14 protein-coding genes are annotated in these 14,874 nt (G+C 72.0%); 9 read left to right on the top strand and 5 right to left on the bottom strand.

Annotated elements, in window-relative coordinates:
• Positions 1–83: 83 nt before the first annotated feature.
• A complete protein-coding gene (gene serA, locus AC07FJ_RS10095; protein ID WP_361418602.1) occupies positions 84–1,685 on the top strand; it encodes a phosphoglycerate dehydrogenase in 1,602 nt (533 codons plus the stop codon).
• Between the two features lie 37 nt (positions 1,686–1,722).
• Here serA and AC07FJ_RS10090 read toward each other — a convergent pair whose 3' ends face one another.
• Positions 1,723–2,205: a hypothetical protein gene (locus AC07FJ_RS10090; RefSeq protein WP_479047286.1), complete on the bottom strand. Its 483-nt coding sequence runs from the start codon at positions 2,203–2,205 to the stop codon at positions 1,723–1,725.
• Positions 2,202–3,425 (bottom strand): PucR family transcriptional regulator, encoded by a 1,224-nt coding sequence (locus AC07FJ_RS10085; protein ID WP_479047284.1) that lies wholly within the window; start codon positions 3,423–3,425, stop codon positions 2,202–2,204. The genes AC07FJ_RS10090 and AC07FJ_RS10085 overlap by 4 nt, the downstream gene beginning before the upstream one ends.
• A 184-nt stretch (positions 3,426–3,609) precedes the next feature.
• On the opposite strand from AC07FJ_RS10085, the gene AC07FJ_RS10080 reads away from it, so the two are divergent.
• The 3 genes from AC07FJ_RS10080 (at position 3,610) to AC07FJ_RS10070 (ending at position 7,410) form a co-directional block, all read left to right on the top strand.
• The gene (locus AC07FJ_RS10080) at positions 3,610–4,536 is read left to right on the top strand and encodes a proline dehydrogenase family protein (protein ID WP_479047281.1); all 927 of its coding nucleotides are present in this window, start codon (positions 3,610–3,612) and stop codon (positions 4,534–4,536) included.
• A 25-nt stretch (positions 4,537–4,561) separates the two neighbouring features.
• Complete coding sequence (pruA, locus tag AC07FJ_RS10075) at positions 4,562–6,193, top strand: L-glutamate gamma-semialdehyde dehydrogenase (protein ID WP_479047278.1); 1,632 nt, start codon at positions 4,562–4,564, stop codon at positions 6,191–6,193.
• A gap of 167 nt (positions 6,194–6,360) precedes the next feature.
• Positions 6,361–7,410, top strand: a complete 1,050-nt coding sequence (locus AC07FJ_RS10070) for a S1 family peptidase (protein ID WP_479047276.1) — start codon at positions 6,361–6,363, stop codon at positions 7,408–7,410.
• 31 nt (positions 7,411–7,441) lie between these two features.
• Here AC07FJ_RS10070 and AC07FJ_RS10065 read toward each other — a convergent pair whose 3' ends face one another.
• Entirely contained in the window at positions 7,442–8,329 is an 888-nt protein-coding gene (locus tag AC07FJ_RS10065) for an alpha/beta fold hydrolase (RefSeq protein WP_479047273.1), read from the bottom strand.
• Between the two features lie 147 nt (positions 8,330–8,476).
• Here AC07FJ_RS10065 and AC07FJ_RS10060 point away from each other — a divergent pair, with 147 nt between their 5' ends.
• Entirely contained in the window at positions 8,477–8,839 is a 363-nt protein-coding gene (locus AC07FJ_RS10060) for a hypothetical protein (RefSeq protein WP_479047270.1), read from the top strand.
• Between the two features lie 8 nt (positions 8,840–8,847).
• Here the strand turns inward: AC07FJ_RS10060 and AC07FJ_RS10055 are convergent, their stop codons facing one another.
• The gene (locus AC07FJ_RS10055) at positions 8,848–9,552 is read right to left on the bottom strand and encodes a nitroreductase family protein (protein WP_479047267.1); all 705 of its coding nucleotides are present in this window, start codon (positions 9,550–9,552) and stop codon (positions 8,848–8,850) included.
• A 124-nt stretch (positions 9,553–9,676) separates the two neighbouring features.
• Here AC07FJ_RS10055 and AC07FJ_RS10050 point away from each other — a divergent pair, with 124 nt between their 5' ends.
• Both AC07FJ_RS10050 and AC07FJ_RS10045 read left to right on the top strand, forming a co-directional pair.
• Entirely contained in the window at positions 9,677–10,252 is a 576-nt protein-coding gene (locus AC07FJ_RS10050; RefSeq protein ID WP_479047264.1) for a GNAT family N-acetyltransferase, read from the top strand.
• 284 nt (positions 10,253–10,536) lie between these two features.
• Positions 10,537–10,671: a hypothetical protein gene (locus AC07FJ_RS10045; RefSeq protein ID WP_361418575.1), complete on the top strand. Its 135-nt coding sequence runs from the start codon at positions 10,537–10,539 to the stop codon at positions 10,669–10,671.
• Between the two features lie 22 nt (positions 10,672–10,693).
• Here AC07FJ_RS10045 and AC07FJ_RS10040 read toward each other — a convergent pair whose 3' ends face one another.
• On the bottom strand, positions 10,694–12,271 hold the full coding sequence (locus tag AC07FJ_RS10040) for a purple acid phosphatase family protein (RefSeq protein WP_479047261.1): 1,578 nt from the start codon (positions 12,269–12,271) through the stop codon (positions 10,694–10,696).
• A gap of 148 nt (positions 12,272–12,419) precedes the next feature.
• On the opposite strand from AC07FJ_RS10040, the gene AC07FJ_RS10035 reads away from it, so the two are divergent.
• Positions 12,420–13,463: a 3-isopropylmalate dehydrogenase gene (locus AC07FJ_RS10035; RefSeq protein ID WP_361418569.1), complete on the top strand. Its 1,044-nt coding sequence runs from the start codon at positions 12,420–12,422 to the stop codon at positions 13,461–13,463.
• A 258-nt stretch (positions 13,464–13,721) separates the two neighbouring features.
• Positions 13,722–14,813 carry a branched-chain amino acid aminotransferase gene (locus AC07FJ_RS10030; protein ID WP_479047258.1) on the top strand — a complete coding sequence of 364 codons (1,092 nt, stop codon included), beginning with the start codon at positions 13,722–13,724 and terminating at the stop codon, positions 14,811–14,813.
• Positions 14,814–14,874 lie beyond the last annotated feature (61 nt).

Here is a 14,874-nt window from a genome sequence, read left to right as displayed (position 1 = left end):
GTCGTGCGTCTTCCACGCGGCATGCCCCCTCCACCGCCTGCGGCCGTCGGGACGGCCTCCGCACTGGACTTGTGAGGACTCACGTGAGCTCGCACCCCACGAAAAAGCCGGTTGTACTCATCGCTGAAGAGCTGTCGCCCGCCACTGTCGACGCGCTGGGACCGGACTTCGACATCCGGCACTGCAACGGCGCCGACCGGGCCGAACTGCTCCCCGCCATCGCGGACGTGGACGCGATCCTGGTGCGCTCCGCGACCAAGGTCGACTCCGAGGCCATCGCCGCCGCCAAGCGGCTGAAGGTCATCGCCCGCGCCGGCGTCGGCCTCGACAACGTCGACGTCTCCGCCGCCACCAAGGCCGGCGTCATGGTCGTCAACGCGCCGACCTCCAACATCGTCACCGCCGCCGAGCTCGCGTGCGGCCTGCTCATCGCCACCGCGCGGAACATCCCGCAGGCCAACACCGCCCTCAAGAACGGCGAGTGGAAGCGCAGCAAGTACACCGGCGTCGAGCTCAGCGAGAAGACCCTCGGCGTCGTCGGCCTCGGCCGCATCGGCGTCCTGGTCGCCCAGCGCATGTCGGCCTTCGGCATGAAGATCGTCGCGTACGACCCCTACGTCCAGCCCGCGCGCGCCGCGCAGATGGGTGTCAAGCTGCTCTCGCTGGACGAGCTGCTGGAGGTCTCCGACTTCATCACCGTCCACCTGCCGAAGACCCCCGAGACGCTCGGTCTCATCGGCGACGAGGCGCTGCACAAGGTCAAGCCGGCCGTCCGCATCGTCAACGCCGCGCGCGGCGGGATCGTCGACGAGGCGGCGCTGTACGCGGCGCTCAAGGAGGGCCGCGTCGCGGGCGCGGGCCTCGACGTGTACGCGAAGGAGCCGTGCACCGACTCCCCGCTGTTCGAGCTCGACCAGGTCGTGTGCACCCCGCACCTCGGCGCGTCGACGGACGAGGCGCAGGAGAAGGCCGGTATCGCGGTCGCCCGCTCGGTGCGGCTCGCGCTCGCCGGTGAGCTGGTGCCGGACGCGGTCAACGTCCAGGGCGGTGTCATCGCCGAGGACGTCAAGCCGGGCCTGCCGCTCGCCGAGCACCTCGGCCGGATCTTCACCGCCCTCGCGGGCGAGGTCGCCGTACGGCTGGACGTCGAGGTCTACGGCGAGATCACCCAGCACGACGTCAAGGTGCTGGAGCTCTCCGCGCTCAAGGGCGTCTTCGAGGACGTCGTCGACGAGACCGTCTCGTACGTCAACGCCCCGCTGTTCGCGCAGGAGCGCGGTGTCGAGGTCCGCCTCACCACCAGCTCCGAGTCGCCCGACCACCGCAACGTGGTCACCGTGCGCGGCACGCTCTCGGACGGCGAGGAGGTCGCGGTCTCCGGCACCCTGGCCGGCCCGAAGCACCTGCAGAAGATCGTCGCCGTCGGGGACTACGACGTGGACCTCGCGCTCGCCGACCACATGGTCGTCCTGCGCTACGAGGACCGTCCCGGTGTCGTCGGCACCGTGGGCCGCATCCTCGGCGAGGCCGGGCTCAACATCGCCGGCATGCAGGTCGCCCGCGCGGCCGAGGGCGGCGAGGCCCTCGCGGTCCTCACCGTCGACGACACGGTCCCGCAGCAGGTCCTGACCGAGGTCGCGGAGGAGATCGGCGCCACGTCGGCCCGCTCGGTGAACCTGGCCTGACCCGTTCCACGCTCGTCCTGAGACCGGCCCGGTGCGTTCAGCGCACCGGGCCGGTCTCGTCGATGAGGCGGGTCGGCTCGCCGAGGAAGACCCCGGGGCCCACGGGCCCGTAGGCGACGTTGAAGGTGTCCAGCCAGTACGTCCAGCCCCGGATGCCGAGTGCCGAGCTGAACCGGTAATTGAGCTGCCAGCGCAGCCACTCGCCCCGTGCCAGCCGCACGGCGGGCGGCCGGCGCCGCCGGGGCGGGATGCCGTGCATCGGGTCCACGCGGGGGAGCACGGACAGCAGCCCGTCCCGCTCCAGCAGCCGGACGGGCGTGTCGCCCAGGGTCCGGACCGACGCCTCCGGGGTGAAGCCGCGCCACTCGTCCATGCGCACGCGATGGGCGAACGGGCCATCGGTGTCACCCGGGAGGGGGAAACCCGTGGGCAGGGCATTGCGCCGGGCGGCGGCCTTGCCGCCGCGTGAGGTCGTGGTCCACGTGGTGCGGACCCACTGCACGGTGATCGGCCCGGTCACAGCCGGGCCTCCTTGAGCGCCATGTGGAGCAGCAGCCGGTCCTCGCCGTCGTCGAGGTCGAGGCCGGTCAGCTGCTCCACGCGGGAGAGCCGGTAGTAGAGCGTCTGCCGGTGGATGCCCAGGGCCGCCGCCGTGCGGCCCGCCTGGCCCGCGCAGTCGAGGAACACCTCGGCGGTGCGGGCCAGTTCCGTGTGCGCGGGGGTGAGCAGGGCGCGGACCGCCGGGTCGTGGGGCGCGTCCGCCGGGAGGGCTGTGAGGAGCCGGTACGGCCCGATCGACGCCCACGGGGCCAGCGGCCCGAGCCGGGGCTGGGCCATGGCCGCGCGGGCGGCGGACGCCGCCTCCCGCCACGCCTCCGCGAGGTCGCCCAGCCCGCGCCGCGGGTCGGCCACCCCCGCGACGGCGGCGTTCGCGCCGCGGGTCGCCCACGCGGCCGTGGGCGTGGCGGCCGCCGGGGCCGGCGTGCCGCCGGCCGCGTCCCGGAGGCGGCCGGCCGCGGTGAGCGCGGGGGCCGGGGAGTCGGCGGAGCGGAGCCGGATCAGGGCGGCGAGGCAGCGGGGGCCGGTGGCCGGCGGCTGTGGGGCCTCCCGGCCCGGCCACGGCAGCGTGCACAGGGCCGCCGCGCCCGGTGCGACGCGTACCGACGGGGTGTCCGCGTCCGGCCACGGGGCCACGCACACCAGGGCGTGCAGGCCCTCCGCGTCCGGGCCCAGGGCCGTGCGCAGCGCCGCCAGCGCCATGTCGTACTGCCAGCCCCGCTCGGCCGTGAGCACCGCGCGCAGCTCGCGCGAGAGGTCGGCGCCCGCGCGCTCCTCGTCCGCGAGCAGCGCGCCGATCCGGGAGGCCACCTCCATGGCCGCCGTCAGCCGTTCGGGCGAAGGGCCCGGGTCGGCGTCGAGGAGCCAGACGTACCCAAGGACGACACCCCGATGGCGTACCGGCAGGCAGATCCGGCCCCGGTAGACGCCCGCGTCGGGGGCGGCGGGGATACGGACGGGGCCGGTCGCCCGGGTGATGCCGAAACCCTCGAACCAGGCGCGCACCGCGGGCGTCGACTTCCGGGTCAGGATCGACCGCGTCCGCACCGGGTCCATCGCGGCGTCGTCGTCGCTGTCGTGCGCGCCGAAGGCGATGAGCCCGAAATCCCGGTTCTCCAGCGTCGCGGGGGCGCCCAGCAGCGCCGAGATCTCGTCGACCAGGTCCTGGTAATCCGCCTTCACCCGGGCATTCTGTCACTCTTGTTCCCCGACTTCAGACAGATGTATGAGAGGTGGGGCACGGATGCGTGACAGCTGTCGATGGCAGCGCGTGCGCGCGATCCTTAGGTTTCACGGTGGTTCTCCGTGCTGTTCCGGATCTGTACCGGAATGGCCTCCTTCTCTCCGTGTTCCGTGGAGGTGCCCCGTGCTGGGTCCCGTGATCCTTGCCGCGTCGCGCAGTGACAAGATGCGCCGCTTCGTCTCTGCCGCCCCGGGCACCAAGCAGGTCGTCGCCCGCTTCATCGCGGGGGAGAGGGTCGACCAGGTCGTCCCGCTCGTCCGTGAGATGGCGGACAAGGGCCTGGAGGTCACCCTGGACGTGGTCGGCGAGGACATCACCACGCGCGACCAGGCGCACGCCGCCCGCGACGCCTACATGGAGCTGATCGAGCACCTGGAGGAGCTCGGGCTGGGCGAGAAGGCCGAGATGTCGGTGAAGCTGTCGATGTTCGGCCAGTCCCTGGAGGGCGGGCACGAGCTGGCGCTCGCCAACGTCCGCCGCGTCGTCGAGGCCGCCGCCTCCATCGGCACCACGGTCACCCTCGACGCGGAGGACCACACCACCCTCGACTCGATGTTCGCCATCCACGAGGAGCTGCGGAAGGACTTCCCGCAGACGGGCTGCGTCATCCAGGCGTACCTCTTCCGCACCGAGGAGGACGCCCGCCGCCTCGCCGCGAACGGCAGCCGCGTACGGATCGTGAAGGGCGCCTACGAGGAGCCCGCCTCGGTCGCGTACCAGGACAAGCACGAGATCGACAAGGCGTACGTCCGGATCCTGAAGATCCTGATGGAGGGCGACGGCTACCCGATGATCGGGTCCCACGACCCGCGGCTCATCGCCGTCGGCCAGGAGCTCGCGCGCCGCGCCGGGCGCAAACTGGACGAGTACGAGTTCCAGATGCTGTACGGGATCCGCAGCGACGAGCACGTGCGGCTCGCCGCCGAGGGGCACCGGATGCGCGTCTACACCGCGTACGGAACCGACTGGTACGGGTACTTCATGCGCCGCCTCGCGGAGAAGCCGGCCAACCTGCTGTTCTTCGTCCGCTCGATGATCACCAAGAACTGAAGAATCAGAAGGAGATTCGGAACTCATGGACGCTGTGACCCAGGTCCCCGCTCCGGTCAACGAGCCGGTCCACACCTACGCCCCCGGCTCGGCCGAGCGCACCCGCCTCGAGGCCAAGCTCAAGGAGCTCGCCGAGAACCCGATCGACCTGCCGATGACCATCGGCGGCGTCAAGCGGATGGGCGGCGGCGAGCGCGTGAACGTCGTGCAGCCGCACGCCCACGCCAAGGTCCTCGGCACCTTCGCGGGCGCCACGCAGGCGGACGCCCAGGACGCGATCGACGCGGCCCTCGCCGCCGCCCCGGCGTGGCGCGCGATGTCCTTCGACGACCGCGCCGCGATCATCCTGCGCGCCGCCGAGCTGCTGGCCGGCCCGTGGCGCGAGACCCTGGCCGCCTCGACCATGCTCGGTCAGTCGAAGACCGCCCAGCAGGCCGAGATCGACACGCCGTGCGAGCTCGTCGACTTCTGGCGCTTCAACGTCAAGTACGCCCGCGACCTGCTCGCCGAGCAGCCGCCGGCCAACTCCCCGGGTGTGTGGAACCGCCTCGACCACCGCCCGCTGGAGGGCTTCGTCTACGCGATCACGCCGTTCAACTTCACGGCCATCGCGGGCAACCTCCCCACCGCCCCGGCGCTCATGGGCAACGTGGTCGTCTGGAAGCCGTCCCCGACGCAGACCCACGCCGCCGTGCTGCTCATGGAGCTGCTGGAGGAGGCCGGGCTGCCCAAGGGCGTCATCAACCTGGTGACGGGCGACGGCATCGCCGTCTCCGAGGTGGCCCTGAACCACCCGATGCTCGCCGGCATCCACTTCACCGGTTCGACCAAGACCTTCCAGCACCTGTGGAAGACGGTCGGCAACAACATCGAGAAGTACCGCTCCTACCCGCGCATCGTCGGCGAGACGGGCGGCAAGGACTTCGTCGTCGCGCACCCGAGCGCCGACCGCGCGATCCTGAAGACCGCGCTGACCCGCGGCGCCTTCGAGTTCCAGGGCCAGAAGTGCTCGGCGACCTCGCGCGCGTACATCCCGGCCTCGATCTGGAACTCCGGCTTCAAGGAGGAGTTCGCCACCGAGGTCGACGGCATCAAGATGGGTGACGTCACCGACCTGACGAACTTCATCGGCGCCGTCATCGACGAGCGGGCCTTCGCCAAGAACAAGGCGGCCATCGACCGCGCCAAGGCCGACCCGTCCTGCACGATCGTCGCGGGCGGCACGTACGACGACTCGGTGGGCTACTTCGTCCGCCCGACCGTCATCGCGTGCACCGACCCCGAGAACGAGGTCTTCACGACCGAGTACTTCGGTCCGATCCTCGCGGTGTACGTGTACGAGGACGACCAGTACGACGCGATGCTGGAGCAGATGGAGTCGGTGTCGGCGTACGCCCTGACGGGCTCCGTCATCGCCAACGACCGCGCCGCCGCCGCGTACACGATGGAGAAGCTGCGGTACGCCGCGGGCAACTTCTACATCAACGACAAGTCGACCGGCGCCGTCGTCGGCCAGCAGCCCTTCGGCGGCGGCCGCGCCTCCGGCACGAACGACAAGGCGGGCGCCCCGCAGAACCTGATGCGCTGGACGCTGACCCGCGCCATCAAGGAGACGCTGGTCCCGCCGACGGACTACACGTACCCGCACATGGGCTGAGGTCCGCCCCGCCCCTCGCAGGGGCCCCGAACGCCGCCCCCGTCCCGGCCCCCACGCCGGACGGGGGCGGCTCGCTGCGCGGGTGCGCGCGCACTCTTGTGCTCATGTGATGCACATGTCAAATTCCCGAGTACCCCACCCGTCATTCACGACGAAGGAGACCCGGGATGAGACGACGCACCACTCGTGCGCGCATCGCCCTGTCCGCCGCACTCGTCTTAGGCTCGCTCGGCTTCGGCGCCACCCCCGTCGGAGCCGCGGCCCCCGTGGACGTCCACACCGTCGACGTCCACACCGTCGACTCCGCCGTCGAGCGCCGGCTCGGCGCCGACAGCGCGGGTACGTACGTCGAGGGCGGCCGGCTGATCGCCACCGTCACCTCCGAAGCCGCCGCCGAGCGGGCCCGCGCCGCCGGGGCCGTGCCGCGGCTGGTGGAGCGCGGCGCCGCCGAACTCGACGCCGCCATGGCCGCCCTGGAGGCCCAGGCGAAGATCCCCGGCACCTCATGGGGCCTGGACCCGCGCACCAACCAGATCGCCGTCGAAGCCGACTCCTCCGTCTCGCCCCGTGCCATGGCCCGGCTGCGGGCGGTCGCCGCCTCGCTCGACGGCGCGGTACGGATCAGCCGCGTCCCGGGCGTCTTCACGCGCGAGGTCGCGGGCGGCGACGCCATCCACGGCGGCGGCTACCGCTGCTCGGCCGCCTTCAACGTCCAGAAGGGGACCACCAGGTACTTCCTGACGGCCGGGCACTGCACCAACGCCGCCTCCAGCTGGTCGGCGACCTCCGGCGGCGCGCAGATCGGCGTCCGGGAAGGCACCAGCTTCCCCACCAACGACTACGGCCTCGTGCGCTACACCAACACGGCCAACACGCCCGGCAGCGTCAACCTCTACAACGGCTCCTTCCAGGACATCGCGTCCGCGGCGGACGCGGTCGTGGGCCAGGCCATCAAGAAGAGCGGCTCCACGACCAAGGTGACGAGCGGGACGGTCACCGCCGTGAACGTCACCGTCAACTACAGCGACGGCCCGGTCTACGGCATGGTCCGCACCACCGCCTGCTCGGCCGGCGGCGACAGCGGCGGCGCCCACTTCGCCGGCTCGGTCGCGCTCGGCATCCACTCCGGCAGCTCGGGCTGCACGGGCACGAACGGCTCGGCCATCCACCAGCCGGTGCGCGAGGCGCTGAGCGCGTACGGCGTCTCCCTCTACTGACGCCCCACGCCCCACGCGTCACGCAGGCGCGTCAGGCGGCGGTGCCTCGGGCGACCACGCGGCGGGCGAGGAAGTCGTCCATCAGGGCGGCGATGTCCGCCGCGTGGGTCTCCAGCGCGAAGTGGCCGGTCGGCAGGAGGTGCACCTCCGCGTCCGGCGAGTCCCGCCGGAACGCCTCCGCCCCGGCCGGCACGAAGATCTCGTCGTACGCCCCCCAGACCGCGAGCAGCGGCACCCCGCTGTCGCGGAAGTACGCCTGGAAGGCGGGGTAGAGGGCGAAGTTGGAGCCGTAGTCGGCGATCAGGTCGAGCTGGATGCGGTCCTGGCCCTCCCGGGCCATCAGGGCCGCGTCGTGGTGCCAGGCGTCCGGGTTGAGCAGCGACCGCAGGTCGTCGGGTACGCCGTGGGTGTACTGCCACGCGATGCCGTCGAGCGAGCGGATCGCGCGTACCGGTGCCTCGGTGTCCGGCGTGCGGTCGGCGATCAGCGCCAGGACCGGCGCCCACGCCTCGGCACCGAGCCCCTCCTCGTACGCGTTGCCGTTCTGGGTCACGATCGCGGTGATGCGCTCGGGGTGGGCGAGGGCGAGGCGCAGGCCGATGGGGGCGCCGTAGTCCTGGACGTAGAGCGCGAACCGGGTGAGGCCCAATTGCTCGGTGAACTCGGCGGTCAGTGCGGCCAGTTCGGCGAACCCGTAGGGGAAGGCGTCGGCGGAGGGCGCGGCGGAGTGGCCGAAGCCCAGGTGGTCGGGGGCGATGACGCGGTAGCGGTCGGCGAGCCGGGGGATCAGGTCGCGGAACATGTGCGAGCTGGTGGGGAAGCCGTGCAGCAGGAGCAGGGCGGGGGCGTCCTCGGGTCCGGCCTCCCGGTAGAAGATCTCGTGGCCGCGGACGGTGAGCGTGCGGTGGTGCACGGGCATGCCTAACTCCCTATGAGTGTCTGAGTAGTTAGAAGTGAGGGAATCACGCCAGTGCTCAACCCGTCAACGCCCGCTGAGCGGTTAGGAAAATTCGGCCAGGTGAAGGGCGGTCAGTTTTGGAGCGCGTCAACCGGTTACACGCGCCCCATGGCGCAGACGACGAAAACGAACCAGAAGCAGGAATCCACCGCGGCCCCGAAGAAGGCCGCCCAGAACGCCGCCCAGAACGCCACCGAATCGGCGCGGGGCATCGGCGGGGTGACCGCCGACAAGGCGCTCGCCACGGCACGGACCGTCCAGCGGACCGCCGTGTCCGCCGCGTCGACGGCCGCCGAGCGGGCCGCCGGCACGGCGGGCGTCGTGTGGACGGTGGTCAAGGCCCGCAAGGCCGCGGTGGCCGGGGCGGGCGCGGGTGTCGCCACCGCCGTGGCCGGGTCCTACGTGCTCGGCCGCCGCGCGGGCCTGCGGCAGCGCGGACCGCTGTCGCGCCTCACGGGCGGCCGCCTGTAAGCCCGGGGTCACACGTCGACCAGCACCTGGTCCAGGGACTTCCGTACGAGATCGGGCACCTCGCAGTCGTCCGCCGGGTAACCCACCGGGATGACCGCGAACGCCTTCTCGTTCTCGGGGCGGCCCAGCACCTCGGACAGGAAGCGCATCGGGCTCGGCGTGTGCACCAGGGCCGCCAGGCCCGACAGGTGCAGGGCCGTCAGCAGCATGCCGACCGCGATGCCCACCGACTCGTCCACGTAGTAGTGCTTGTGCTTGGTGCCGTCCGCGCCCAGCCAGTAGCGCTGCTGGAAGACCACGATCAGCGCCGGGGCGTCCGTGAGGTGCGGCTTCACGGCGTCCGTGCCCAACGGGCGCAGCGCCGCCAGCCACTCCTCGCCGAGCCGGCCGTCGTAGGAGACCTGCTCCTCCCGCTCGGCGGCCTCACGGATGCGCCGGCGGACGTCCGGGTCCTTGACGAGGACGAACGTCCACGGCTGCTGGTGCGCGCCGGACGGAGCGGTCGACGCGCACGCTATGGCGTCGCGCACCACCTGCTCCGGAACCGGATCGGGCGCGAACTGCCGTACCGTGCGCCGCTGGTCCATGCGCGCGCGCAGCTCGGCCGCGCGGGCCAGGGACTCGGCGGCGGACATCCGCTCGGGGCGGTACGGGACGGGGCGGTAGGCGGCGCCGTGGGTGGGCGTCCACCGTCGTTCGGATGTGGGTGACATGAGGCCGAGTGTGCGGCGCGGGTGCGGCCCACGGGAAGGCCGTGGCAGGAGTACGCCGCCACCGCCCCGCACACCTGACCGGATCCTCACCCCGGGCCGTGCCGGGCCTGCCACAGTGGGCCGTATGACCGACGCACCGCGCACCGCCCCTCGGGCCACCGACCTCCTGCGCACCGCGCACACCTACGCGCTCGCCCCCGCCGTGCTGGACGCCGTCCGCGCGATGCTGGTGGCCGCCTTCGACGGGGACTTCGGCGACGAGGACTGGGACCACGGGCTCGGCGGCGTCCACGCGTACGTCGAGGACGAGCACGGCGTCGTCGCGCACGGCAGCGTGATCATGCGGCGGGTGGTGCACGCGGGGCGCGCGCACCGCGTCGGGTACGTCGAGGGCGTCGCCGTACGGGCCGACCGGCGCCGGCAGGGCCTCGGCAGCCGGGTGATGGCCGCTCTGGAGGAGGTCATCGACGGCGCCTACGCGTTCGGGGCGCTGTCGGCGTCCGACGACGGTGCCGAGCTGTACCGGGCGCGGGGCTGGCAGTTGTGGAACGGCCGGATCGAGGCGTACGGGCCGCGCGGCGTGGTGCACCTGCCGCACGAGGAGGACTCGACCTACCTGTTCCCGTCGGACGGGAGGCCGCTCCCCGCGGCGGAGAAGGGCGCGCTGATGTTCGACTGGCGCGACGGCGACGTGCTGTAACACCCCGGGCACCCCCCGAGCGACCCCGCGGGGGCCTCGCGAGCCGCCCCGCGGGGCGGCCGCGTCTCAGATAGTAGGAAGTCCGAGTAATTGTGGAGACAGAAGCGTGGCCCGCGCGTAGCGTTGTAGAAGCCGAACGTCTCGCTCCATCCAGCGAATGGCGGTCCGCGAGCGCCCGTGCCCCGGCAGGCCACCCCTGCGGCAGCGCTCCCCGCCCCTTCCGGCGCCTTCGATCATCTCGCTGATCCCCCAGTTGACCAGCTGATCTCAAGGAGTCGACCACCATGGCCACTCAAGCCCTCCGCCGCCGCGTCCGCCACACCGCCGCCCGCCCCACCGACGCCGAGCGCAAGAACGCCGCCGCCGCCCTCCAGCGGGCCCTCGACCGCAGGGACAACGGCGGCGCCACCGGGCACTGACCGCCCCGGCCTCGCTCGGCCTTCAGCCGGAACGCCGCACCTCGAAGTGGTCGATCCGCCGCCCGCTCTCCGCGAGCGCCGACACCTTCAGCACCGGCGAAGCACCGCTCGCGGCCTCCACCGCGAGGAACGAGAAGCCGGTGTACCGCACCCGTGACCACTCCACGACGTCCGGGTCCGGCAGCCGCGCCTTGGTCCAGTGGAACGTCACGATGTGGTCGTGGTCGTGCACGCGCCCCTCGTAGCTGTCCCGGACGCCCGGCCCGAAGCCGTACAGGTCCCGGCCGGCGCCGCCCGCCGTCACGTACACGATCCCGTCCCGCACCGGATCGGTGGTGGCGCCGATCGGCACCGGTCGTCCCACCTCGCCGCCCCTGATCGCGTCGGTGCGCTCGTAGACGTGGTTGTGGCCGTTGATCACCAGATCCACCTGGTGCCTGGCGAACAGCGGCACCCACGCGTCGCGCACCCCGCCGTCCGAGGCGTGGGTCGACGTCGAGTACGCGCAGTGGTGGAAGAAGACCACGACGAAGTCCACCGCCGGGTCGCGCCGCAGCGCGCCGAGCCGCCGGTCGAGCCAGGCCGTCTGGGCGCCGTCCGTGTAGCCCAGGTTGGCCGGGATCTCGTACGACACGTCGTTCGCGTCCAGCGCGACGACGCCGACGTTGCCGTAGACGAACGAGTAGACGCCGGGCGCCCGCGCCGGGTCCGGTCCGTTGTCCGGCAGCGAGAAGCGGGCCGACTGGCCGCCGTAGCCGTGGGGCGAGTACCACGCCTCCATGTCGTGGTTGCCGGTCGTCACCATCCACGGCACGCTCGCCGCCACGCTCTCCGTCTGCGCCAGGAACTGGTCCCACACGCGCGCGTCGTACGTGTCGGACTCCTTGCCGTGCCCGCTGTCGTCCGCGTAGCAGATGTCGCCCGCGTGGAGGTGGAACGCCGGACCCTGCCCCAGGATCAGCTGGTCGTTCGCCAGGGCGTGGTAGCTCACCCCCTGGTCGCCGAAGGCCGTGAAGACGAACCGCTCGGGCGGTGTCGCCGGGGCCGTACGGAACGAGCCGATCGTGCCCATCCGGGCGGGGGCGGCCGGGTCGAAGCCGTCGTGCCCGACGCCGTAGTAGTACGTCGTCCCCGGCCGCAGCCCGTCCAGGCCGGCGTGCAGGTAGTACTGGTCGACCGCCGGGAGCCTGCGCGACAGCGACGGCGTGTGCAACGGCCGCACCTCGGCCTCGATCTTCCGGCTCAGCTCCCAGGGAGTGAGCCCGATCCGTACGTACGGCCGGGTCACCGCGAGCGGCACCTGCCAGGAGATCCGCATCTGCGTGCGGGGGTCGGCGCCGAAGGCGAGGTGGCGCCCGAAGGGGGCCACGAGCGAGCCGTCGACCCCCGCGGTCGCGGGCGTCGTGACGAGGGTGGGGGAGGAGGGGGAGGCGGCCGCAGCGGGAGTCGCCGGCAGGCCGGCCACCGCCGCGCCGGCCGCCGTGCCCGCGAGCACCCGCCGACGGGAGAGCTTCGCCCGCAGGTACGCGTGCTGCTCGGGCATGGACATGCGGCGGGCGAGGGGCTCGGGGATGCCGAAGCGTGGGGTGTCTTCAGTCATGGCAGGCAACTTGCCAGTAACTTCCGACGCGCCGCCAGACTCCGGATGAACGAAATCCGACGAACACGGGTGCGGTCACCCGGACGCGCGGCGTCCACATCTTGGACTCCACATGTCCGGGCAGTGGACCCGGGAGTAGGGTGCCGTCATGTCTCGCAGCATCAATCTCGCAGTGATCCCCGGTGACGGCATCGGCCAGGAGGTCGTGGCCCAGGGCCTCAAGGTCCTTCGCTCCGTCCTTCCGCAGGATGTGAAGCTGGAGACCAAGGAGTACGACCTCGGCGCCCAGCGCTGGCACCGCACCGGTGAGACCCTCCCCGACGCGGAGCTGGACGCGCTCAAGAACCACGACGCGATCCTGCTCGGCGCGATCGGCGACCCGTCGGTGCCGTCCGGCGTCCTGGAGCGCGGGCTGCTGCTGAAACTGCGCTTCGCCTTCGACCACTACGTGAACCTGCGTCCGTCGAAGCTCTTCCCGAATACCGCGACCCCGCTGGCCGGCCGCCCCGATATCGACTTCGTCGTCGTCCGCGAGGGCACCGAGGGCCCGTACACGGGCAACGGCGGCTCGCTCCGCACGGGTACGGAGCACGAGGTCGCCACCGAGGTCAGCCTCAACACGGCGTACGGCGTCGAGCGCGTCGTCCGCGACGCGTACGAGCGGGCCAACGCCCGCCCGCGCAAGAAGCTGACGCTGGTCCACAAGAACAACGTGCTCGTCTACGCCGGCCACATGTGGAAGAAGATCTTCGACAAGGTCGGCGCGGAGTACCCGGACGTCACCACGGACTACCTGCACGTCGACGCCGCGACGATCTTCTTCGTCACGCAGCCGGAGCGCTTCGACGTCATCGTCACCGACAACCTCTTCGGCGACATCCTCACCGACCTCGCCGCCGCCGTGACCGGCGGCATCGGCCTGGCGGCCTCCGGCAACATCAACCCGACGGGCGCGTTCCCGTCGATGTTCGAGCCCGTCCACGGCTCCGCGCCCGACATCGCGGGCCAGGGCAAGGCCGACCCCACCGCGACGATCCTCTCCGTCGCGCTGCTCCTGCGTCACCTCGGGTACGAGGCCGAGGCCGTCCGCATCGAGGACGCCGTGGCCGCGGACCTGGCCGCCCGGGACGGCTCGACGCCGCGTACGACGGACGAGATCGGCGACGCGCTCGCGGTACGCGTAGCGAGCTGACCCGCCGACTGGAGAAACCCCAGACACAGCCGCCGGGTCGCATTCCGCACCCGGCGGCTTCTCCTGTGCGGCCCCGGGTGCCACCATCAACCCCTGGACCGCACTCAACCGCTCCCCACCCACGCGTTTCGTTCACGGGGCCACCCGGGCGATAATCGAACGCGGGGCCGCGGCATGCGGGAAAGCTCGGACGTCCTAGCAAGTCGTAGCGGCGTGAGCGCGGTCCGTCACAACCAACCGGTGAAGGACACAGCACTCATGACGACGACGCCCACGATCGAGCTCAAGCCCTCCTCGAACCCGCTGTCCGACGCGGAGCGCGAGGCGATCCTGGCCAACCCCGGCTTCGGCCGCCACTTCACCGACCACATGGTGACGATCAAGTGGACGGAAGGGCGCGGCTGGCACGACGCCCAGCTCACGCCGTACGCGCCGCTGTCGATCGACCCGGCCAACATGACCCTGCACTACGCGCAGGAGATCTTCGAGGGCCTGAAGGCGTACCGCCGCCCCGACGGTTCGATCTCGCTCTTCCGTCCGGAGGCCAACGCCGAGCGGTTCCAGCGGTCCGCCCGCCGCCTGGCCATGCCGGAGCTGCCCGTCGAGACGTTCGTCGCCGCCTGTGACGCGCTGGTCCGCCAGGACGAGGCGTGGGTGCCGCCGCACGGCGGCGAGGAGTCGCTGTACCTGCGCCCGTTCATGATCGCCAACGAGGTCGGGCTCGGCGTCCGCCCGGCCAACGAGTACCTCTTCATCGTCATCGCCTCGCCCGCCGGCGCGTACTTCCCCGGCGGCGTCAAGCCCGTCTCGGTCTGGCTGTCGGAGAACTACGTCCGCGCCGTCCCCGGCGGCATGGGCTTCGCCAAGACCGGCGGCAACTACGCCGCCTCGCTGCTCGCGCAGGCCGAGGCGGCCGCCAAGGGCTGCGACCAGGTCGTCTGGCTCGACGCGCTGGAGCACAAGTGGGTCGAGGAGATGGGCGGCATGAACCTGTACTTCGTGTACGGAAACAAGATCGTCACCCCCGAGCTCACCGGCTCCCTCCTCGCCGGCATCACCCGTGACTCGCTCCTCCGCCTCGCCCACGACCTCGGGTACGAGTCCGAGGAGGGCCGCATCTCCACCGACCAGTGGCAGCGGGACACCGAGAACGGCACCCTCACCGAGGTGTTCGCCTGCGGCACCGCCGCCGTCATCACGCCGGTCGGCCTGGTCAAGTCGGAGCAGGGCGAGTGGACCCAGTCGGGCGGCGAGCCGGGCGAGGTCACGCTGAAGCTGCGCAAGGCGCTGCTGGACATCCAGACCGGCGCCGCGGAGGACCCGCACGGCTGGACGCACCGGATCGGCTGAGCCGGTCCCGCCGGAGCATGGAAACGCCCGCACCCCCCGCTCGAGGGTGCGGGCGTTCCGC

This window comes from Streptomyces sp. NPDC045998, assembly GCF_056430285.1.
Note: the sequence above shows the minus strand (reverse complement) of the source record. Positions and strands in the feature narration are given on the sequence as shown.

Bases quoted from the DNA above. Each gene is read 5' to 3' on its own strand.
- pruA (WP_479047278.1), top strand. From the start codon at position 4,562: ATGGACGCTGTGACCCAGGTCCCCGCTCCGGTCAACGAGCCGGTCCAC.
- AC07FJ_RS10070 (WP_479047276.1), top strand. From the start codon at position 6,361: ATGAGACGACGCACCACTCGTGCGCGCATCGCCCTGTCCGCCGCACTC.
- AC07FJ_RS10065 (WP_479047273.1), bottom strand. From the start codon at position 8,329: ATGCCCGTGCACCACCGCACGCTCACCGTCCGCGGCCACGAGATCTTC.
- AC07FJ_RS10060 (WP_479047270.1), top strand. From the start codon at position 8,477: ATGGCGCAGACGACGAAAACGAACCAGAAGCAGGAATCCACCGCGGCC.
- AC07FJ_RS10055 (WP_479047267.1), bottom strand. From the start codon at position 9,552: ATGTCACCCACATCCGAACGACGGTGGACGCCCACCCACGGCGCCGCC.
- AC07FJ_RS10050 (WP_479047264.1), top strand. From the start codon at position 9,677: ATGACCGACGCACCGCGCACCGCCCCTCGGGCCACCGACCTCCTGCGC.
- AC07FJ_RS10045 (WP_361418575.1), top strand. From the start codon at position 10,537: ATGGCCACTCAAGCCCTCCGCCGCCGCGTCCGCCACACCGCCGCCCGC.
- AC07FJ_RS10040 (WP_479047261.1), bottom strand. From the start codon at position 12,271: ATGACTGAAGACACCCCACGCTTCGGCATCCCCGAGCCCCTCGCCCGC.
- AC07FJ_RS10035 (WP_361418569.1), top strand. From the start codon at position 12,420: ATGTCTCGCAGCATCAATCTCGCAGTGATCCCCGGTGACGGCATCGGC.
- AC07FJ_RS10030 (WP_479047258.1), top strand. From the start codon at position 13,722: ATGACGACGACGCCCACGATCGAGCTCAAGCCCTCCTCGAACCCGCTG.